We start from the raw sequence: 21,010 nt of genomic DNA on the forward strand, positions 1-21,010 counted from the left end.
TAAAATTAGTATCAAATGTATTTTTTTATTGACATAAAATAGTAGTATACAGTATAATTCATATAAGATTATTTATTAAGAAGGGTGGATTATATGAAAAAATTTTTAATATCAATGTTGGTAGTTTTATCAGCAGTAGCTTTTGGAGCTGAAGTAAAAGAAGGAACTGGATTAGGATATGCAGATGATATAAAAGTGGCAGTAACAATGGACGGAGACAAAATTGTTGCAATTGAAGTAAAAGAGAATAGCGACACTCCAGGAATTGCAAATCCAGCAATTGAGCAATTAACAAAGAAGGTTATAGAAGCACAATCATCTCAAGTAGATACAGTAGCAGGAGCTACATACACTTCTGAGGGATTCTTAGAAGCAGTAAATAACGCAACAGGAAAGTAATTGATTAATTAACACAAGCTGAGATTAAAATCTCAGCTTTTTTTTATAAAAAATTCAGGGGAGAGAAAATGAAAAGAAACACATTAGTAGCACTAGGTTTAATAGCATTATCAGTTTTAAGTTTTTCACAAGATGGAATGGGAAGAAACAGTAAAAAAAATAGAGTAGATTCTTCTAAAGAAAATTTAGTAGGAGTTGATACATATAGCTTTCATGAAGAAGAGAGATTAAAAAATAGTGGATCAACAGGATTTGTAGAAATAGGAATGGATACAATGATTTTTGAAAGATCAGTAGATGAGAAAAATAGAGTAGAACCATATTTAGGATTTGAGTTTTTTCCATTTGAAAATTCAAATTTTTATATAGATGGAAAAACATCATATAGACACGAGTACAGTAGCTCAGAAAAAAGATATGATAAAACAATGGTAGAGCTTTATGGAGGATCTGTTTATAGAAATGGAAAGTTTTTCATAAACTATAAATTTGGAGTAAGACAGGATGAACTGAAGCACACAAAAGTTCAACATTCCACAGCCCTTAGATTTATTCCAAAAGCAACATATGACTTTACAGATAAATTTGGATGGTATTTAAAAGGAGCTGTTGGTTATGCAAAAGTTAAAGGAGATGAAAGAGATCAAATAACTAAAGAATTTAATCTACCTTTTCAAAATGAAGATTATGTAAATAAAATAGAAACAGGTTTGAGTTATAGAATAAATAAAACAAAATTATCACTGGGTGTTGTAAATAAATCTAAAGATGAATATGCTGGTGAGAATATTAGATGGTCATACTTAGCGAAAGTTGATCATAATCTATATGCAACAAATACTTTACAAGTAAGACCTTATATTTGGGGATTTTTAAATCCTGAAGTTGAAACAGGAGGAAATAGAAATAAAACAACTTTTCATAATGAATTAGGAGCAATGGTTGGAACAAGAGCCATATGGAATCCAACACACGACTTTTCTATAACAGCAGATGTGGTATATTTAGCTCAATACAAAAATGTTTCAAATGATGGACAATCATCAGGAGGAAATGTTAACAGTAAATCAGGAGGAAAACCAGGAACTGGAGGAGGAAATTCTAATGGATCAGGCTCTGGTGGTTCTGGTAGTGGAAATGGATCAGGCTCAGGAACAGGACCGGGAAGTGGAACAGGTGGAGGATCAAAAAGTATAAAAAGATCTGTGGAAGAATCTGTAATAATAAGATTAGGATTTAAAAAGTATTTTTAAAAATAGATAAATATTTGATATAATAACCTTAATAAAATACAAGAGGTGTTAATTTATGAAAAGGTTATTAATTATTGAAGACGAAAAAGAATTGGCTCTCTCTTTGGAGAGTCATTTTTTTAATCTGGGGATAGAGATAAAAATTGCTTTAGATGGTAAAAATGGAATAGAATATTTTGAAAGTTTTAAGCCAGATTTAGTATTGTTAGATGTAAATTTACCATTAAAAAATGGTTGGGAAATCTGCGAATATATTAGAAAAAAATCTGAAATCCCGATAATTATGATGACAGCAAGAGATTCAGAATTAGATGAGATACATGGACTAGAAATTGGTGCAGATGACTATATAATAAAACCTTTTAGTATGAATGTACTTTCAACTAAAATAAAAAAATATTTAAAATTAAACCTTCAAACAGAATATTTTTACAAGGGATTAGAATATTCTTTTAAAGATGAAATATTAAAAATAGATAATGAAAGAGTAAATCTTTCAACGAGAGAGAAGAATTTATTAGAATATTTCATAAAAAATAAAAATAAACCATTAAGTAGAAATAATATTTTGTTAGAGATTTGGGGAATCGATAATGAATTTGATGAAAGAGCTTCAGATACATTAGTAAAGAGACTGAGAAAAAAACTAGATGGTTATGAAGAGCTAATTGGAACAGTTAGAGGAGTTGGATATATTTTTGAGGAGAAATAGTTTATCAACAAAAATTTTTATATACTCAGCATTAATTATAGTAATTGCTATGGGTATTAGTTATAGTATTAGTATATTTTTTTTAGAACAACATTTCATATCAGAAAGGAAAGAAGAGTTTCCTAAAATAGCAAAAAAGATTGAATACCTTTTAAATGTAGGAAAAGATTTTGAATTAGAAAGTTATATAAAAAATTTAAAAGAAAAAAAAGATATAACAGTTTTAATAATGGATGAAAAAGAAAAAAGATGGATAAATAATAGAGGTGGAAGTGGCGGTGGATTTTTAATTGAAAGCTTAGAAAGTAAAAAATTTCTCATAAAAAATCAAAGGCTAACAGAAGCTAAAATTTTATTATATAATGAAAAAATAGAAAATAGATGGGTATCAATAAGAACATCATTATCTATTTTAAATTATTACAAAAAGGAGATTGGATATTTTAATTTAATAGGAGCTTTTATAGCAATTTTAATAAGTTTGATTTTTGGTAAATTATTTTCAAAAAAATTTGTGAAAGATATTGAAGTATTACAAAATAAGACAGAGGAAATTTCAAAATTGAACTTTAAATCTAATGCTGATATAGATAGAGAGGATGAACTTGGATTATTGAGTAAAAATATAGATAAAATGAGCAAAAAATTAGAAATTGCAATTAATGATTTAGAATCATTTGTTTCTAATACATCTCATGAATTAAAAACACCCATTGCAATAATATCATCTAAAGTACAAGTCTTAATGAAAAACCAAGATACAGACTCAAAAACTTTAGATATGTATAAAACTATATTGAGAGAAAGCTATTATACAAAAGAATTAATTTCAAAATTGTTAATTTTATCGAAACTAGATGTTTTAAAAAGTTTAAAAAAAGAAAAAATAAATTTGAAAGATTTGATTTATAAAATAATAGAACGATATGATTACCTAGAGCTCTCTAAAAATTTAACAGTAAGTTCAGAGATAGAAAATACAACTATATATATAGATAAGGAATTTTTTCAAATTGCCTTAGAAAATATAATACAAAATAGTTTAAAGTATTGTGAAGAAAATAATGAAGTAAATATACAGCTAAAAAATGGTATTTTGAAAATAGAAAATAAGATATCAGATAATAGAATTATTGATTTAGAAAAGATATTTATTCCTTTTAATAGAGGAGAGAATTATTCTCGTATAGAGGGGAACGGACTAGGATTAACATTGGTAAAAAAAATATTTTTATTACTAGATATTAAATATCAGGTTTCTATTGAAGATGAAAAGTTTAAATTTATCATATATTTAAAATAAAAACTCGGAAGTTTTCCGAGTTTTTTAAATTAACCAAGTTTTATAATTGTAAATTGCATAAGCAGTTACAGTATCATAGTATTTAAAAGTAAAATACGCACATAAAAAAATAAATATTAGATACTTTAAATATTTATTTTTTATTCTTGAAAGCAATAGTGGAATTCCAATGAAAATACCTAATCTAAAGAAGTCTAAAAATCTTAAAATAATAGCAAATCTATAAAATGCAATGAAAATAAAAAGAGCAAATATATTAAGATTTATAATAATATTTTCTTTAGAAGTATTATTTTTTACAAAAATTAACATAACTATAACAAAAATAAGTAGTTCTAAAAATTCATAAAAATTTCCATGTTCAATTATATGACTATATCGATTTAAACGTTCACTTAGACCTAAAAATGATATATTGAGTTTAAAAATAATGAAAGAAAGAGGGTTAATAATAAGTGATAACATAAATAATAAACTTAAAGATTTTTTTGTAAAGCGATAGTTTAATAAAAAATAAAAAGGATATAAAATTATTGCTGTTTTATGAAAAAAGCATGCTAATGTGATTAACAATATATATGGAATAAATTTTCTTTCAATAATATATTTTAAGCTTATCCAAAAAATTAATATAGCGATAAAATTTCGAATAATAGTAAAGTTATGCCAATAATAAAAAGTTGCTAAATATATTAAAAAAGAAAATGTAGGATAGTTACTGTAATATACAAATAGTTTATAGATAATAAAATTAAATAAAAAACTTAAAAAAAGAAGAAAAAAATTGTAATTTAAACCAATAAACTTAAAAAAATCTCTAAATAAAACAAAAAAAATTTCGTAACCATAGGGATTTTGAAAAAACGGGAGTTCATAAAAATATTTATAAACATGATAATCATAACCACCTACATTAACTCTAGTTCCACTATAAATAGATAGGATAAATACTGGCAATAAAAGTAAAAATTTTTCATAGGGATCCTCTGTAAAAAATATTGTATAAAAAAGAAATATTCCAAATATTCCAAGAACAAAAATCATAGCTCATCAACTCTTTCTTTAATAATAACACTAGTTAAAGAAATAAAGAGTGAAAAAATAAAACCAAAAAATATAATAAGGTATCTTTTATCAACAATTTCTATTGAGTTAGCTTTAATAATTAAAGGAAATGATTTTGCAGGATTTTCCAATAAAAACTTATATTTATTCTCCTCATCTAAGGAACTAGCATACAATAATTTTTCTTTTAAAAACTCGAGATTTGTGGTGATAATATGACTTAAAAAATTATTAACCTCATCGATTGGTATATTAGGATTGACAGATTGACTAATAAGAGTATATATGCCATTTCCACTATTAAAAGATATCTTTAGACTATCACTCTTTATAAGACTTGGAATATAGAGTCCACCATCTCCAGGAGTAAAACTTTCATATGTTACAATTCCATTGATATCTATTTTTGTGGTTTTCAAAGTTCCTTCTGGTTCAATATAACGAAATAAGCCTTTAGATGAGTACAATACAGGAGTAGTTATATAAAAATAAAAAGTAAGTATTAATCCAATACTAAAAATAGAAAGAAATAGATATTTATGTATTTTAATAATTTTGAAAAAATCTTTAGACATTTTAACCTCCAGTATATTCTTTTCTCTTTAAATATAATACTGAAAAAAACAAAAAAACCTCTTTATTAAAGAGGTTTTAAAATTAGAATGAGTATTTAATTGCACCAGAATAGAACCAGTGGTCTTTGTTTCCATCTCCACCTTTATTTGTATTATCATCTCTCCATTCGTAGTTAACCTTAGCTATAAGCTCGATATTTTTGGTAATTTTGTAGTGAGTATTAACTCCTAACATATCTCTTTTAACCTCTTTTTTTGTACCATTTGTAGCAACTCTTTCACCATCGATTCCCCAGAAGAAGAAAGGTACAAGTTTTAGGTTTCTAGTTGGTGAGTAGTGATATCTAAATCTTAATTGAGTGTTATCAACATCATAGTCAAATTTATTAACTCCACTTGTGTCGTCAGATAGAGCAACTGATAAAGCATGTCTTCTATTGAAAGTGTATCTAGTTCCCCCTTCTAATCTATGCTTATAACCATATCTAGATCCAGATTTAATATTTCCCGTTGCCCAATTTTTTGAAATATAAGAATCCTTTAATTCAGTATACGCTACAAATCCTCTAGAATATAAACTCCAATTTTTATTAAGTGTATAAGTAAATTTAGGATAGAATCTATATTCTTTTGCAGAGTCTAAGTTCATATCGTCATTATGGAAATCAGTATACTTTAAACCAATTTCAGGTCTAAACATAAGTTTTCCCCAAAGGTACATATTTTCAATATAGAACTCTGACATTTCTCTAGTTTCTTCTTTCTTTTTTGAAGTTTTACTTTCATTGAAAACTCTATCAGCAAAACCAAATTTAAAAGCAAGCCCTTTATCTTTATTAGGTTTTAAAGTTAAACTAACATTTCCTTCTCTAAAGTTTCTAGAAGCTCCTGCTTCTTCGTAATCTTTAACTTTAAACCCAACCTCAATATCTCCACCTACTTTATCTAAACTAAAAGCTAAAACAGACGTATTAACTCCTAAAAAAGATGAAAGTGCAAAAAAAGATATAAATTTATTATTCATAAAACCCCTCCATTATGTCAACTTTATGTCACAATTATACCTTTTTTTTGAAAATATGTCAACTTTATGTCAAAATAAAAGAGGCTTTATAAAAGCCTCTAATTAGTTAAATGGATACCAGAATCCCTTAAGTACATATAATTTTAGATAGATTGAAATGATTAGCATTATACTCATTAATAATAGTGTAATAAAATCAATAGAAGTATACTTTTGAGAACTATACCAAGTTCTTTTGCTATTATGACCAAAACCTCTTAAATCCATAGCATTAGAAACGACTTCTACCCTATTTAAAGATGAAAGAACTAATGGAAATAAAATAGTATTATAATTTTTTAATCTTGTTATAATATTTGCATCTTCTTTTCTAAATGCTACACCTCTTGCTTCTTGAGCATGCATAATATTTTTAAATTCATCTCTTACATCTGGAATATATCTAAGTGCTATATTAATTGCATAAGCTACTTTATAGGATACACCAATCTTATTTAAACTACTTGCAAATTTACTAGGATGAGTTGTAAATATAAATAACATCATTATAGGGAAAACAGCAAGATATTTCATAGATAAAGTTATTGCAAACCAAACAGTTTCAGCAGAAAGTGTAATCCCTTTTATTGTTAATATTGGAGTAGTAGTTCCAGTTAAAGTAGAACCATATTCAGGAGTAATAACTATTAAAAATATAGAGTTCATAATAGTAAACATAACAATAAATATAAATAAAGGTTTAATTGATTTAAATGGTATTTTTGCAATATATAATAAGCTCATTCCTACAATAAAAAATGTTAAAAATACTCTAAAGTCATTAAATAAAAATACAGATGCAGTCCAAATAAGAAGAAGTAAAAATTTTACACTTCCATCGATTCTATGTATTGGAGAGTTTTTATCAATATATAAAGTACCAGCTCTTGACATTATCTCACTCCTCCTTGATTTTCAAAATTAATAAAAGAGTTCATAAGAGTTTCAGGATCTAATCCCATAATTTCAGCCATTTGAGAAAGAGAAGTTTCTTTTAAATTAGATTTTTCCATTAGCTCTTTTTCTCCTAAAATAATAGAGGGAGAATTATTTGCAATTATATTTCCATTACAAAGAACTACTGCTCTATTTGCATACTCAAGAGCAAGATGCATATCATGAGTTATTAAAATTATTCCTACACCATTATCAGCAATAGTTTTAATAAAGCTCATAAACTCTTTATATCTTTTATAGTCTTGGCCAGCTGTAGGTTCATCTAAGATTAAAATTTCAGGTTCTAAAGCTAAAATTGCCGCTATTGTAAGTCTCTTTTTTTGTCCGTAACTTAGAGAAGTAACTGGCCAATGTCTAAACTCGTGCAGTCCACAAACTTCTAAAGCTTTCTCGGCTTTTGTGGTAAAGTCTTTAACTCCTCTTATTTTTAATCCAAATTGAACTTCCTCTAAAAGAGTTTCTTGAGTTATCATATGATTTGGATTTTGCATAACAAATCCAATTTTTTCTCCTCTTTTTTTAATACTTTCTTTTTTAATACTTTTTCCAAGAAAAATTATATCTCCAGAAGATTCCTTTTCAATTCCTGTAATAACTTTACATAAAGTTGATTTTCCTGCACCATTGTTTCCTAAAAGAGCTAAAATCTCTCCACGATTAACTGAAAAATTAACATCTTTTAAAATAGATTTATCCTCATTGTACGAAAAAGAAAGATTTTGAATTTCTAAAATTTTATCTTTAAAAAAACTTTCTTTAAGTTCTATTGAATCACACCATATTTTAACTTTAGATATGTTGTCAGAAGTTCCAATTTGAGTTATTGGATATATAGCGTCTTTTTTTAAATTAACTCCTGAATATTTTAATGCTTCAATATAAAGAGGCTCTCTCAAACCATATTTTCTAAATAGATCTTTTCTAAATAAATCTTCTGGAGTTCCGTTTGCAACAACTTCACCTTTGTTTAAAATAATGACTCTGTCAAAATCTTGTTCTAAAACATCTTCAATTCTGTGCTCAATAACTATAATTGTCTTTCCTGTTTTCTTTTGAATATCACAAATCAGTTTCATAGCATGCTTTCCGCTATAGGGGTCTAAATTAGCTAGAGGTTCATCAAAAAGTAAAATATCTGCAGAACTTCTCATTATACCAGCTAAAGATACAGATTGTTTCTGTCCACCAGAAAGTTCTTGAGGACTATGATTAATAAAATTCTCCATTCCAACATTTATTAAAGCTTTTTTAGTATTTTCTATCATTTCTTTTTGAGGAACAAGATTATTTTCATCAATAAAAGATACATCTTCTCCTACACTAAGACCAATAAATTGACCATCTTGATCTTGTAAAACTGTTCCTACAAGATTGCTAATTTCAAAAATGCTACTCTCATAAGGCTCTATTTCTTTGACCGTTAGAGAGCCTTTAAATCCACCCTCTTTAGAGAAGGGAACTATCCCATTTAAACAGCTACCTAATGTAGATTTTCCGCTACCACTAGGACCTGCAATTAAAACTTTTTCACCTTTTTTTATAACTAAGTTAATATTTTTTAAAGTGGGTTCTAATTGATTTATATATTTAAAAGTAAAATCTTTAAATTCTACTACATTATTCATCTGCGACTCCTTTAATTAATCATCTATTTTTAAATTTGAATATTTTCTTTTTCTAGCAGCAATTCCAAGAATGATAGGAATTCCTAAAGTTGCAGTAACCACAAAATTTGTAAGAGTCGCTAAAGCTATTTGAATCCAAACTTTTTGAGCTGGTTCACCATAAAAATAAACATCTCCAACATAAGCTGCTAATCCTGCAAAGATCATTCCTAAAATAGCATAAATATACATTTTAAATATATGCATTTTAGTTACATGACCAGTTTCTAAAGAGAAACTTTTATCTAAAGTTATTAAACCTCCAAAAAGTCCAATAACAGCAGATAAAAATACCCAACTAAACCAAACACTTCCCCACATAATCATATCATTTAAGGCATGTCCCACAAATCCTACAAAGAAACCAACTAAAGGGCCAAAAATGGCTCCAAAGATAGTAAGAAGTGCAACAGCAATTCTAAATGATGTATTAGGTCCTACAGGAATAGCAACTCCAGATAGAACACTATAAAGGGCAGCTCCAATACCTATAGCCACTACACTTTTAGTAGAAAATAACTCTATTTTTTTTACATAATATGTAAAACCATCTTCGCCGATATACTTTTTATTCATATTTTATCCAACCTTTCTTTTCTAATTTTCCAATCAGGCATGTAAATTGATATAAAATCCCAAAATTCTTTTTTATGATGAGGAAGTTTCAGATGAGATATTTCATGCAATGCTACATAATCAATACATTCTATAGGTTTTTTTATAAGTTCAACATTTAATGTAATTAATTTTGAAAGATACCTGCATGATCCCCAACGTCGCTTCATTTTTCGAATTTTAAAATCTATATATTTTTCTCCAATAAGATTACTATATTTATCTAAGGATATTTTAAAAATTCTAATAGCTTCTTTTTTGTACCAATTATAGATAATAGTTTCTATGTTCTTTTTATTAATTTCTTTATTACAAAACACTTTAAATCGATTATCTTCAATTTTTATAAAATTTTTCGAATTATTTAAAATTTCTAAAATATAAATATTACCAAGATACTCTATATTGTCTCCATTTTTATATGATTTGTCAACTGCTTTAGTAGAATTTTTTTTAATTTTTTCAAGATTTTTTAAAATCCATTGTTCTTTAGATTTTAAAAAGGATTCTATAAAAATATTAGGTGTTCTTTTGGGAGCTGAAAGAGTAACTGTTCCATCAGATTTAACTTTAAGAATAATATTTTTTATATTTTTTTTAGTAACTATAACATTATATTTCATATATTCACCCTTATATTTTAAACGTAGATATATTTTATCATAATACTTTAGCCTACCAAATAAAAATTAAATAAAAACTTTATTTAATAAGTTAATAAAGTTTTGTAGAAGTTACTCCTACTAATTGATATATTGTTTAAATTGTGATTATATATTAGTAATTTAATTTAAATATGTGGGAGGGGTTTATGGAAAATTTACATAATCCAAGAGTTTTTAAAATCAATAGATTAAGTGCACACTCAGATCATAAATATACAAGTTTAAATATAGAATGGAAAAAATCTTTAAATGGGGTTTGGGATTTTTCTTATTGTGGTTCACCTAATTGGAGCAAAATAGAGGTACCAGGACATATGGAATTACAAGGATATGGAGATCCACAATATGTTAATACAATGTACCCATGGGACGGGAAAGAAAATTTAGATCCTGGAAAAGTACCAGAGGAGTTTAATCCTTTTGGAATATATAAAAAAGAGTTTAATGTTCCAAAAGACTGGAAAGATAAACCAGTGTTTATATCTTTTCAAGGCGTTGAATCATCTTTAGAGTTATATTGCAATGGAGAATTTGTAGGTTATAGTGAAGATAGTTTCACACCAAGTGAATTTGAATTAACAAAGTATTTAAAAGATGGGTATAACGAATTAACTGCAAAAGTTTATAAATGGTGTAGCGGAAGCTGGTTAGAAGATCAAGACTTTTGGAGATTATCAGGAATTTTTAGAGATGTTTATATCTATTCAATTCCAGAGGTTCATATAAAAGATATGTTTATAACCTCTGATTTAACAAATAACTTTAAGAGAGCTATACTGAAAAATACGTTAAAAATTCAAAGTTGTAAAGAGAAAATAATTGATATCCAGATGGAACTTTTTGATAAAGAAAATAGTGTTTTAAGTGTAGAAGAAAAAAATGTAAAAATAGATGGAAATCTAAAGATAGAGTTATCAAAAAAAATTGAACATCCCAAATTATGGAGTGCAGAAAAACCAAATCTTTATTCTGTAAAAGTTATAGTTAAAGATAGTAAAAGTGGAGAAATAATAGAAGAGTGTATTCAAAAGTTTGGATTTAGAAAATTTGAAATCTCAGATAAAATAATGAAAATAAATGGAGAACGTATTGTATTCAAAGGGGTTAATAGACATGAATTTAACTGTTATAGAGGTAGAGCAGTAACAGAAGAAGATATGATTTGGGATATTAAATTTTTAAAAGCTAATAATTTTAATGCAGTTAGAACATCTCATTATCCTAACCAGACTAGATGGTATGAACTTTGTGATGAGCATGGATTATATGTAATTGATGAAGTGAATTTAGAAACTCATGGTACTTGGCAAATTTTAGGACAACCATGTACAGATAAAGTGATTCCAAATAATAATCCAGAATGGTTAGAAAATATTATAGATAGAGCTAAATCTATGTTTGAAAGAGATAAAAATCATCCATCTATAATAATTTGGTCTTGTGGAAATGAATCTTTTGGGGGAGAAAATTTATTCAAAATGTCTGAATTTTTAAGAAGTTTAGATGATACAAGAATAATTCATTATGAGGGAGTTTTTTGGGATAGAAGATATGATAAAACTTCAGATATGGAAAGTAGAATGTACGCAAAAGTTCATGAAATAGAAAAATATTTACAAGAAACGCCTGAAAAACCATTTATATTATGTGAATATTCACATGCAATGGGAAATTCAAATGGTGGTCTTCATAAATATACAGAATTAGAAAGAAAATATCCAATGTATCAAGGAGGATTTATTTGGGATTATATAGATCAGTCCCTAATGAAAAAGGATCCATTTGGTAAAGAGTATTTAGCATTTGGAGGAGATTTTGGAGATAGACCTACAGATTATAATTTTTGTGTAAATGGAATTGTTTACGGAGATAGAAAACCATCGCCTAAAGTTCAAGAAATTAAACAACTATTTTCAGATTATAAAATAAGTGTAGAGGAAAAATCTTTTACTATAATAAATGAAAGTTTATTCACAAATTGTTCAGAGTATGATACGAAAATAAAATTATTTAAAAATGGAATTAAAATATATGAAGAGAGTTTAGAATGTAATGTAAAACCATTGTCTGAAAAATCATTTAAATTAAATCTTCCTAAAGTAAAAGAGCATGGAGAATATACAATAGAGGTGTCTTTAAATTTAAAAGAAGATAGATTTTATGCTTTAAAAGGACATGAAATTTGTTTTGGACAAAAAATATATAAAATTGAAAAAAAAGTAAAAGAAAAATTAGAAGGAAAACCAACTTTTATAAACGGTGGATTTAATTTAGGAATAAAAACTAAAAAAATGGAATTAATATTTTCAAAAGCTTATGGAGGACTAATTTCATTAAAATTTGGTGGAAAGGAGTTTGTAGATGGTGTTGTAATGCCAAACTTCTGGAGAGCCTCAACAGATAATGACAGAGGAAATAGGATGCCATTTAGATATGCTCAATGGAAACTTGCATCAATGTATGCTAAGATGGTTGATGTAGTAGCTTTAGAAAGAGAAAACTCTGTAGAAATAAGAGCTAAGTATGAATTGCCTACAAATCCTATTTCAATATGTGAGATTATATATGAAGGATTTGTTGATGGAAAATTAAAAATAAGTATGGAATATAATGGAGTAAAGGGCTTACCAGAGATACCATTATTTGGAATGAGCTATAAAGTTCCAAAAGAGTTTAGTGAAGTAAAGTGGTATGGTATGGGACCAGAAGAAAATTATATAGATAGAATTCATGGAGCTAAGCTTGGCATTTTTGAAACAGATGTAAATAAAAATATGAGCGAATATGTTATTCCACAAGAGTGTGGAAATAGAATAGGAACTAGATGGGCAGAAATAAAAAATAAGATGGGAATAGGAATAAAGATTTCAAGTGAGGAGACATTTGAATTTAGTGTATTACCTTATACAGTTAATGAAATAGAAAGTGCATACCATCACTACGAACTTCCTAAATCACATTGTACAGCTTTAAATATAAATAAAATACAGATGGGAGTTGGAGGAGATGATTCATGGGGAGCTCCAACACATGATGAGTACTTAATTCCAAGTGATAAAAAGTATTTGTTTAGCTATACAATAGAATCGAATATTTAAAGTTAAAGCTAGAAGAGAAGCTCTTCTAGCTTTTCCCATTTCTTAAAGGTCATATTGCTAAAAAGTATAAAGCATGGTATAATAATACGTTAAATTTAATAGAGAATAGGAGAGTAAAATGACTATAGTAGAGTTTAAAAATGTATCAAAATCATTTTTTTCACAAAATTTATATAAACATGTTGATTTAGAAGTAAATTCTGGAGATAAAATAGCTCTTGTTGGGAACAATGGGACGGGAAAATCTACTTTAATTAAACTTTTATCTGGAGCAGAAAGTCCTGATAGAGGAACTGTAATTAGAGAGGAAGAAGCTATAATTTCTTGTTTTGATCAATTTGGAAGAGTTGATTTAGATAGTAAAGTTCAAGATTTGTTAAATTCACCTTTTGAAAAAGTAATGGCTGTTCAAGCAGAGTTAGATGCAGTTTCAGCAGAATTTACAGGTGATATGGATAACGATGAGAAAATAATGGAAAAATATTCAAAATTATCTGACGAGTTTGAAAGTTTAGGAGGGTATTCATACATTCATGTTCAATCTGAATTTATAGATACTTTTGAACTAAATGATAAATTAGATAAAAAGTTTAGAGAGTTAAGCGGAGGAGAAAGACAGTATATAAGATTAGCTATAACTTTATTTAGTAATTCAGATTTAATAATTTTAGATGAGCCACTTTCATTCTTTGACAAAAAAAAGACAGCTTGGTTAACAAATTATATTAATGATAGTCCAAAAGCTTTTTTAGTAATATCACATAATATAGATTTTATAAGAACTTTTGCGACAAAAATCTTTGATATAGATAATAATAAAGTTGGAGTTTATGATTGTGATTATCCAGCTTATTTAAAAGAGAAAAAAGTTAGAATAGCAGAGGATAAAAAGAAAAATAGAGAAACTGAAGAAACAATAGAAGAAACTCAAGAAGCTATCGAAAGAAAACTAAAATTATTAGAAAGATGTAATAATAAACATGCTCATGCTGTAATTTTAAGAAGAATGAGAAAAGAGTTAGAGAGATTACAAAGAGAGAGAATTAAGTTCTCGCCTGAATACAAGTATAGTTATATTGATGCACCAGAGGATGTAATGATAACTGGAAAAAAAGAGTTTGAAGGGCCAATTGTTGTTTTAAAAGATGTAATGAAAGAGTATCCTGATAAGATGCTATATAAAGATGCAAACTTAGTAGTAGATAGAGATACGAAAATTTGTATTGTTGGAGAGAATGGATCTGGAAAATCAACATTATTAAAAATAATAGCTGGATTAGATAAGCCAACTTCAGGGGAAGTTTTTATAAATGAGAAAGCAACAATAGCATTTATAGAGCAAGATACAGTTTTTGAAAATGAAAATATGTATATAAAAGATTATTTAAAAGATAAAACAGGTCTTTCAGAAGAGTTTATAGAAGCTGCTATTGATAATCTTTATAATAATGAGCTAGAATTTAGAGATAAAAGAATATTTATGTTATCAGGTGGAGAGAAAAAAAGATTAGAAATATTTACAAATACTTTAATGGAAACGGATTTATTAATAATAGACGAGCCATCAACTTACATGGACGATTACTCTAGAACAGCAATAGCTAATATGTTATTAGATTATCCAGGAGCAGTTATATTAGTGAGTCACGATAAAGTTTTAATGAGAAGAATAGGATTTGTAACTTACGATATTCGTGATAATAGATTTAGAATAAAAAATTAATGGAAAATAAAAAAGTTTATTGACAAAAAATAAATATTATGATACAATTTTTATGTCTTGAGGGATTCCTTCAAGACGTTAGCGGGAGTAGCTCAGTTGGTAGAGCGTCAGCCTTCCAAGCTGAATGTCGCGAGTTCGACCCTCGTCTCCCGCTCCAATTTAATATTAAATGTGTCTGTAGCTCAGCTGGATAGAGCAACGCCCTTCTAAGGCGTGGGTCAGGAGTTCGAATCTCTTCAGACACGCCATTTTTTTATTTATGCCGCTTTAGCTCATCTGGTAGAGCAACTGACTTGTAATCAGTAGGTGATTGGTTCGACTCCGATAAGCGGCACCATTAGATTTTAAAGCACTTATAGTGCTTTTTTTTATACATAATTATAAAATATAATTAAATTTAAAGGATTTCTTCAATTTAATGCGAATAATTTTTGCGGAGTTTTAAATCTAAATATTAACTTAATTGGTTTTAAAATTGAAGGAGGTTTTTTATGTTACACAGAAGAAAAGTTGGAGAAGAAAAAGAAAAAGAGTATGAGTTTGCTCCAGATAATTCAATGACACCTTTATTTGGAAGTTATGAATCGGCTCACGTATTACCAAGAGAAACTATAAATGATAAGGCTATTAATCCAGAAGTTGCGTATAGATTAATCGCGGATGAAATGATGCATGATGGAAATCCAAGATATAATTTAGCAACATTTGTTCAAACATATATGGAACCAGAAGCAAAACAAGTTATGGTAGATGCAATTGCGACTAACGCAATAGATAAGGCTGAATATCCACAAACAACAGAAGTGGAAAAAAGATGTGTTAATATTATTGCAGATTTATGGCACGCTCCAAAAGATGAAGAATACATGGGAACTTCCACAGTTGGTTCATCAGAAGCATGTATGCTAGGTGGAATGGCAATGAAGTTTAGATGGAGAAAAAGAGCGGCAGCTTTAGGAATAGATATAAACGCTAAAAAACCAAATTTAGTAGTAAGTTCAGGATTCCAAGTAGTTTGGGAAAAATTTGGAGTGTATTGGGATGTAGAGTTAAGAGAGGTTCCAATGATGTCATTGGATGATTTAAGATTAGATCCTAAAGCAGCAGTGGCAGCGTGTGATGAATATACAATAGGAATAGTACCAATAATGGGTATAACATACACAGGAACATTTGATGATATAGTTGCTCTTGATAAAGAAGTTGAAGAGTACAATAAAACTGCTAAATTATCAGTACCAATCCATGTGGATGCAGCATCAGGAGGGTTGTATTTACCATTTGTAAATCCAGAGTTAGTTTGGGATTTCAGATTAAAAAATGTAGTTTCAATAAGTACATCAGGACATAAGTTTGGATTAGTTTATCCAGGTCTAGGATGGGTAATGTGGAGAGATAAAGAATACTTACCAGAGGAGTTACTATTTAAAGTAGCATACTTAGGAGCTTTTGAGCCAACATTCCAAATAAACTTCTCAAGACCAGGAAGCCAAATATGGGCTCAATACTATAACTTTGTAAGATGGGGAAAAGAAGGATATAAAGCTGTACATGAAAAATCAAGAGATGTAGGATTATTCTTAACAAAAGGATTGGAAAAGTTAGGAATATTTAGAATACTAAATAGTGGAGAAAATATTCCTATTGTTTGTTGGATGTTAAAAGAGGATCCAAAAAGAGCATGGACAGAGTATGACTTATCAGATAGATTAAGATACTATGGATGGCAATTACCAGCTTATCCATTACCAAAAAACTTTGAAGACGTAACAATAATGAGAGTTGTAGTAAGAGCTGACCAAAGTATGGAACAAATCTCATTACTGCTTCAAGATATGAAAGAGTCAATAGCTTATTTAGACGAACACATGACAGTGAAAAAAGAGATTAAGAAAACAGAAGATCATGTAGCTGGTTATACTCACACAGAAAAAAGATTACTGAAAAAATAATTGTATTAAAAAACTGCACTTTTAAAGTGCAGTTTTTATTATACTATAAATTAATTATTTTTAAAATTTCTTTAAAAATTGAAATAGTATCTTTTAAATTAATTGATTTAAAAGTTTTGTCCTCTAAAATTTTTTGAGAATCACTTACATAAAATAATAAATTAGTTGGATTACATGAGGGATTTAAAGATATACCCTCTTTAAGAATTTCAATCTTAGGAAAAGGTTCATGTTTAAAATCTTCTAGTAAAATTATATCAAAATCTTTAAAATAATTTAAGTATTGAAAGAAGTTGTTATTGACTCTATCTTTAAGAAGAATATAATTATTTTTTGAGAAAAGTAAACTTCCCTTAGCACCAGATTTTTTATATCTACTTAATTCATCATCTAACTCATTAAGATTATAATTAGAATCAAATTTAATAGTAGCGGCTTTAAAACCAGCATCATTTAAATGTTTTAATAGTTCTTCAATCAATAAAGTTTTTCCACTATTCTTAGCTCCACAAATAGCTATAAAAGGTTTGTTTCCCATAAAAATAGAGTTAAATTTTAATTCTTCCTGTGTATCGATGCTTTTTAAAAGTTTATAACTATCAAAAGTTGTATTTGCTAAAGAGATATATTTAATATTTAATTCTGAAAGAAAATCTTGTAAACGATAGTTTTTATCCATAATAAGACCTTCTAGTGTACTTAAAGCAGATTTATTGTAGATACCAAAGAGTGGATATGTTTTCCCTTTACTATCCTTTATTATTACTGCATCATAATCATGAGAAATAAATTGTAAAAGAAAATTTACAAACTCTTTGGTAATATTTGGCATATCACAAGTTGTAACAAAAATAAAATCAGACTTACAATTTAAAAGCCCTTGATAGATTCCTTCAATTGGTCCTATATTATCAATTGTATCTGTAACAATAGTTCCTCTAGGAATAATAAAATTTTGCTTTTTATTAATTGAAACCATTAGATTTTCAAAATTACTTAATTCATCTGTTATTTTTTCCAAAAAAGTTCTATTTTTATCATATTTTAATAAAGCTTTGTCCATAAAATCCATTCGTGAACTTTTCCCACCAGCAAGAATTAAGGCATCAATATTTCTAATTTTATTCATATGTGTTACCTCCTGTTGATTTATATTTATGATGATACACTAATATTTTTAACTAATAGTGAAGGAGAACCTATTCCTGATAAATTAAATTTTAAATCATCTGCAATATCTTCAATATTATTTAGAAGATTAAAGAAGTTTCCAGCAACAGTAATTTGATTTAAAGGCTTTATAATTTTTCCATTTTCAATTAAAAAACCTTCTGTTGCTAAAGAAAAATCTCCAGATATTGAATTTAAACCAGAGTGTAATCCAGAAAAACCTGTAACAAGAATTCCGTTATCTAATTTATTTAAGAGTTGATTAAAAGAAAGATCACCTTTTTGTAAAAAAAGATTAAAAGTAGAAATTCCCATTGTTCCTTTATACCCACCTTTTGCTGCATTTCCTGTTGTTTTTATACCATCTTTTTTAGCGGTTTTTAAGTTGTGGATATATGTTTTTAAAACTCCATTTTCAATAAGATTTTTTCTTTTAGTAGGTACACCTTCTGCATCAAAAGGAGCACTACCATAGCCATCTTTTAAAAGAGGGTCATCTGTAATTGTAACTATAGAGGAAGCTACACAAGTATTCAATTTTCCTTTAAATTTAGACACACCTTTTTGTACAGCTTCTCCAGAAAAGATACCACTCATAGCACCTAGAAGATCAGCAAAAGTATCATTTTCTATAATGATATTATATTCTTTACTTTCAACAGATGTTGAATTAAGTTTGTTTAATGCTTTGGTAACAGCTTCTGTTGAAAGTTTTATAGGATCCATATTAGAAAAATCTCTCGTTACAATATAAGCTGAATCATTTTTTATAGAATCACCCTCTTGTACAACAACAGCAATATAAGCATAAATTGAGTTAGATTTATGATAAAGATCTAATCCTTCTGAATTTTTAATAATATTTTCACCAAAACCACTTCCGATCATACAATAATTTATAGCTTTAACTCTTGAATCTAGTTCTAAAGCTGTTTTCTCAGCTTTTAAAAGAAAATTAATCTTTTCTTCAACAGGGATATTTTCAAGCTCTGGATTAAAAGAGTTAACGTCTTCGTAAATACTATTTTCTTTATAAATTTCAACTTCATCTGAATTTTCGATTATTTTACCATTAGAAATTGCTCGTTCAATTAGTGGAAAGATATCTTCTTCAAGCAAAGATTCGGTATATGAATATCCCATTTTTCCGTCTACTTTAACTCTAAAAGAAATACCCATATTTTCAGAGTTGTTATAGGTATCAATTTCACCTTTAAAAACTTTGATTGTTTCATTTTTAGATGAGACGAAATATATCTCAAACTCCTCTAAATTCATATTTTTAGCAGTATCAAAAACTTTATCTATAAATATTTTTACTTCCATAAAATCCTCCTAAAATATTGGTTAATAAATATTAACTTAAAATTATCTTCCTCCAACAACAATATCTTGAATTTTAATTCGAGGTTGTCCTACATTAGCAGGTATACTACCAGATACAGAACCACACATTCCTTGACCATGAGCTAAGTTATTACCAACCATCTCTATTTTATGTAAAACTTCAGGACCATTTCCAATTAGTGTAGCTCCTCTAACGGGATCCATTATTTTTCCATTTTTTATAATATATCCTTCCATTATAGAAAAATTAAAATCACCTGTACTCGGATTAACAGAACCTCCACCCATGTATTTGGCATAAATACCGTCTTCTACATTAGAGAGCATATCTTCTAAAGATGATTTACCATTTAAAATAAAAGTATTTGTCATTCTAGATGTTGGTGCATATTTATAAGATTCTCTTCTAGCACTACCAGTACTACTAGCTCCCATTCTTCGACCATTTAATTTATCTATCATATAACCTTTTAGGATACCATTTTCTATTAAAAGATTTCTTTGAGTAGGAGTTCCTTCATCGTCAATATTAGAAGATCCCCATTCGTTAGGAAGAGTACCATCATCTACTGCAGATACTACATCACTAGCAACTTTCTCTCCGATTTTATTAGCAAAAACTGAAAGACCTTTAGCGACACTAGTTGCTTCAAGACCATGTCCACAAGCTTCATGAAATATAACTCCTCCAAATTCATTTTCGATAATTACAGGCATTTTACCACTAGGAGCATATTTAGCTCCTAACATAGTTTTAGCAATTCTAGAAGCTTCTTGAGCATATTCTTTGATATTAATCTCCTTAAAAAATTCAAAGCCTTTAGAAGCTCCAGGACGATATGAACCAGTTTGCATATCATTTACATTAGAAGCAATGCTTTCAATTCCTAATCTACTTCTAACTCTGGTGTCTTCAACTAAAGTACCCTCAGAATTTGCAATTAAAATATTTTGAGTATAATCATTATAATTTATTCTAACTTGACTAATACATTCATCATATTCTTTAGCTGCTGTATATGCTTCTTTCATAACTAAAATTTTATCATCTTTTAATATACTTCCAGGAGCTAATAAAACTTTGTTTTTATTTTCAATTTCTTGTTTCAAAAGATTTATAGTAATATCTTGTTTTGTTCCTTTTATAGCTTTAGCAGCTTTTTGAGCAGTTTTAATTAAATTTTCTTTATTCATATCATTTGTGTATGCATAAACAGAGAAAAGATCTTTAAATATTCGTATTCCAATACCAAAATCTTTTCCAGATATTGCTTGTTCAATTTTTCCATCAACTAAATAAAATGAATCGCCAGTTTTACTTTCTACAAAAATTTCTGCAAAATCTCCACCAGTAGATAATGCTTCATTTAAAATATCTTCAATTAAAATTTTATCTAACATATAGATCTCTCCTTTTGATGTTTTTACTAGAGTATAGCACATGAATAT

17 protein-coding genes and 3 tRNA genes are annotated in these 21,010 nt (G+C 27.8%); 10 read left to right on the plus strand and 10 right to left on the minus strand.

Annotated elements, in window-relative coordinates; all coding sequences use genetic code 11:
- The first annotated feature begins 93 nt into the window (after nt 1-93).
- From NON08_RS11340 to NON08_RS11355, 4 genes are all read left to right on the plus strand, one after another.
- Entirely contained in the window at nt 94-399 is a 306-nt protein-coding gene (locus NON08_RS11340) for an FMN-binding protein (protein WP_256691692.1), read from the plus strand.
- 68 nt (nt 400-467) lie between these two features.
- Complete coding sequence (locus NON08_RS11345; protein ID WP_256691693.1) at nt 468-1,652, plus strand: hypothetical protein; 1,185 nt, start codon at nt 468-470, stop codon at nt 1,650-1,652.
- Between the two features lie 55 nt (nt 1,653-1,707).
- The gene (locus NON08_RS11350) at nt 1,708-2,364 is read left to right on the plus strand and encodes a response regulator transcription factor (protein ID WP_256691695.1); all 657 of its coding nucleotides are present in this window, start codon (nt 1,708-1,710) and stop codon (nt 2,362-2,364) included.
- On the plus strand, nt 2,351-3,667 hold the full coding sequence (locus NON08_RS11355; RefSeq protein ID WP_256691696.1) for a sensor histidine kinase: 1,317 nt from the start codon (nt 2,351-2,353) through the stop codon (nt 3,665-3,667). The genes NON08_RS11350 and NON08_RS11355 overlap by 14 nt, the downstream gene beginning before the upstream one ends.
- Nucleotides 3,668-3,691: 24 nt before the next feature.
- Here the strand turns inward: NON08_RS11355 and NON08_RS11360 are convergent, their stop codons facing one another.
- The 7 genes from NON08_RS11360 to NON08_RS11390 form a co-directional block, all read right to left on the minus strand.
- On the minus strand, nt 3,692-4,711 hold the full coding sequence (locus NON08_RS11360) for an EpsG family protein (protein ID WP_256691697.1): 1,020 nt from the start codon (nt 4,709-4,711) through the stop codon (nt 3,692-3,694).
- On the minus strand, nt 4,708-5,307 hold the full coding sequence (locus NON08_RS11365; protein WP_256691698.1) for a hypothetical protein: 600 nt from the start codon (nt 5,305-5,307) through the stop codon (nt 4,708-4,710). Before NON08_RS11365 ends, NON08_RS11360 begins: the two co-directional genes overlap by 4 nt.
- Nucleotides 5,308-5,389: 82 nt before the next feature.
- Entirely contained in the window at nt 5,390-6,331 is a 942-nt protein-coding gene (locus tag NON08_RS11370; RefSeq protein ID WP_256691700.1) for a hypothetical protein, read from the minus strand.
- Nucleotides 6,332-6,433: 102 nt separating this feature from the next.
- On the minus strand, nt 6,434-7,264 hold the full coding sequence (locus tag NON08_RS11375; protein WP_256691701.1) for an energy-coupling factor transporter transmembrane component T family protein: 831 nt from the start codon (nt 7,262-7,264) through the stop codon (nt 6,434-6,436).
- The gene (locus NON08_RS11380) at nt 7,264-8,952 is read right to left on the minus strand and encodes an ABC transporter ATP-binding protein (RefSeq protein ID WP_256691703.1); all 1,689 of its coding nucleotides are present in this window, start codon (nt 8,950-8,952) and stop codon (nt 7,264-7,266) included. The genes NON08_RS11375 and NON08_RS11380 overlap by 1 nt, the downstream gene beginning before the upstream one ends.
- Nucleotides 8,953-8,967: 15 nt before the next feature.
- A complete protein-coding gene (locus NON08_RS11385) occupies nt 8,968-9,567 on the minus strand; it encodes an ECF-type riboflavin transporter substrate-binding protein (protein WP_256691704.1) in 600 nt (199 codons plus the stop codon).
- Entirely contained in the window at nt 9,564-10,229 is a 666-nt protein-coding gene (locus NON08_RS11390) for a M48 family metallopeptidase (protein ID WP_256691705.1), read from the minus strand. Before NON08_RS11390 ends, NON08_RS11385 begins: the two co-directional genes overlap by 4 nt.
- Nucleotides 10,230-10,417: 188 nt before the next feature.
- On the opposite strand from NON08_RS11390, the gene NON08_RS11395 reads away from it, so the two are divergent.
- The 6 genes from NON08_RS11395 (at nt 10,418) to NON08_RS11420 (ending at nt 17,044) form a co-directional block, all read left to right on the plus strand.
- Nucleotides 10,418-13,369, plus strand: a complete 2,952-nt coding sequence (locus NON08_RS11395) for a glycoside hydrolase family 2 TIM barrel-domain containing protein (protein WP_256691707.1) — start codon at nt 10,418-10,420, stop codon at nt 13,367-13,369.
- A gap of 118 nt (nt 13,370-13,487) precedes the next feature.
- A complete protein-coding gene (locus NON08_RS11400) occupies nt 13,488-15,092 on the plus strand; it encodes an ABC-F family ATP-binding cassette domain-containing protein (protein WP_256691708.1) in 1,605 nt (534 codons plus the stop codon).
- 81 nt (nt 15,093-15,173) lie between these two features.
- A tRNA-Gly gene (locus tag NON08_RS11405) sits at nt 15,174-15,249 on the plus strand.
- A 14-nt stretch (nt 15,250-15,263) separates the two neighbouring features.
- Nucleotides 15,264-15,340: transfer RNA gene (locus NON08_RS11410), tRNA-Arg, on the plus strand.
- A 13-nt stretch (nt 15,341-15,353) separates the two neighbouring features.
- Nucleotides 15,354-15,429: transfer RNA gene (locus NON08_RS11415), tRNA-Thr, on the plus strand.
- A gap of 154 nt (nt 15,430-15,583) precedes the next feature.
- The gene (locus tag NON08_RS11420) at nt 15,584-17,044 is read left to right on the plus strand and encodes a glutamate decarboxylase (RefSeq protein WP_256691709.1); all 1,461 of its coding nucleotides are present in this window, start codon (nt 15,584-15,586) and stop codon (nt 17,042-17,044) included.
- A 43-nt stretch (nt 17,045-17,087) separates the two neighbouring features.
- Here the strand turns inward: NON08_RS11420 and mobB are convergent, their stop codons facing one another.
- The 3 genes from mobB to NON08_RS11435 are packed head-to-tail and all read right to left on the minus strand — an operon-like array spanning nt 17,088 to nt 20,962.
- The gene (gene mobB, locus NON08_RS11425; protein WP_256691711.1) at nt 17,088-18,173 is read right to left on the minus strand and encodes a molybdopterin-guanine dinucleotide biosynthesis protein B; all 1,086 of its coding nucleotides are present in this window, start codon (nt 18,171-18,173) and stop codon (nt 17,088-17,090) included.
- Nucleotides 18,174-18,199: 26 nt separating this feature from the next.
- Complete coding sequence (locus NON08_RS11430; protein ID WP_256691713.1) at nt 18,200-19,540, minus strand: TldD/PmbA family protein; 1,341 nt, start codon at nt 19,538-19,540, stop codon at nt 18,200-18,202.
- Between the two features lie 42 nt (nt 19,541-19,582).
- A complete protein-coding gene (locus tag NON08_RS11435) occupies nt 19,583-20,962 on the minus strand; it encodes a TldD/PmbA family protein (RefSeq protein ID WP_256691714.1) in 1,380 nt (459 codons plus the stop codon).
- Between the last annotated feature and the right edge of the window lie 48 nt (nt 20,963-21,010).

The organism is Cetobacterium sp. NK01 (assembly GCF_024506395.1).
GTDB lineage: Bacteria > Fusobacteriota > Fusobacteriia > Fusobacteriales > Fusobacteriaceae > Cetobacterium_A > Cetobacterium_A somerae_A.

Excerpts from the sequence above, each read along its gene's own strand:
- NON08_RS11340 (WP_256691692.1), top strand. The coding sequence starts at position 94 with ATGAAAAAATTTTTAATATCAATGTTGGTAGTTTTATCAGCAGTAGCT.
- NON08_RS11345 (WP_256691693.1), top strand. The coding sequence starts at position 468 with ATGAAAAGAAACACATTAGTAGCACTAGGTTTAATAGCATTATCAGTT.
- NON08_RS11350 (WP_256691695.1), top strand. The coding sequence starts at position 1,708 with ATGAAAAGGTTATTAATTATTGAAGACGAAAAAGAATTGGCTCTCTCT.
- NON08_RS11360 (WP_256691697.1), bottom strand. The coding sequence starts at position 4,711 with ATGATTTTTGTTCTTGGAATATTTGGAATATTTCTTTTTTATACAATA.
- NON08_RS11365 (WP_256691698.1), bottom strand. The coding sequence starts at position 5,307 with ATGTCTAAAGATTTTTTCAAAATTATTAAAATACATAAATATCTATTT.
- NON08_RS11370 (WP_256691700.1), bottom strand. The coding sequence starts at position 6,331 with ATGAATAATAAATTTATATCTTTTTTTGCACTTTCATCTTTTTTAGGA.
- NON08_RS11375 (WP_256691701.1), bottom strand. The coding sequence starts at position 7,264 with ATGTCAAGAGCTGGTACTTTATATATTGATAAAAACTCTCCAATACAT.
- NON08_RS11380 (WP_256691703.1), bottom strand. The coding sequence starts at position 8,952 with ATGAATAATGTAGTAGAATTTAAAGATTTTACTTTTAAATATATAAAT.
- NON08_RS11385 (WP_256691704.1), bottom strand. The coding sequence starts at position 9,567 with ATGAATAAAAAGTATATCGGCGAAGATGGTTTTACATATTATGTAAAA.
- NON08_RS11390 (WP_256691705.1), bottom strand. The coding sequence starts at position 10,229 with ATGAAATATAATGTTATAGTTACTAAAAAAAATATAAAAAATATTATT.
- NON08_RS11395 (WP_256691707.1), top strand. The coding sequence starts at position 10,418 with ATGGAAAATTTACATAATCCAAGAGTTTTTAAAATCAATAGATTAAGT.
- NON08_RS11400 (WP_256691708.1), top strand. The coding sequence starts at position 13,488 with ATGACTATAGTAGAGTTTAAAAATGTATCAAAATCATTTTTTTCACAA.
- NON08_RS11420 (WP_256691709.1), top strand. The coding sequence starts at position 15,584 with ATGTTACACAGAAGAAAAGTTGGAGAAGAAAAAGAAAAAGAGTATGAG.
- mobB (WP_256691711.1), bottom strand. The coding sequence starts at position 18,173 with ATGAATAAAATTAGAAATATTGATGCCTTAATTCTTGCTGGTGGGAAA.
- NON08_RS11430 (WP_256691713.1), bottom strand. The coding sequence starts at position 19,540 with ATGGAAGTAAAAATATTTATAGATAAAGTTTTTGATACTGCTAAAAAT.
- NON08_RS11435 (WP_256691714.1), bottom strand. The coding sequence starts at position 20,962 with ATGTTAGATAAAATTTTAATTGAAGATATTTTAAATGAAGCATTATCT.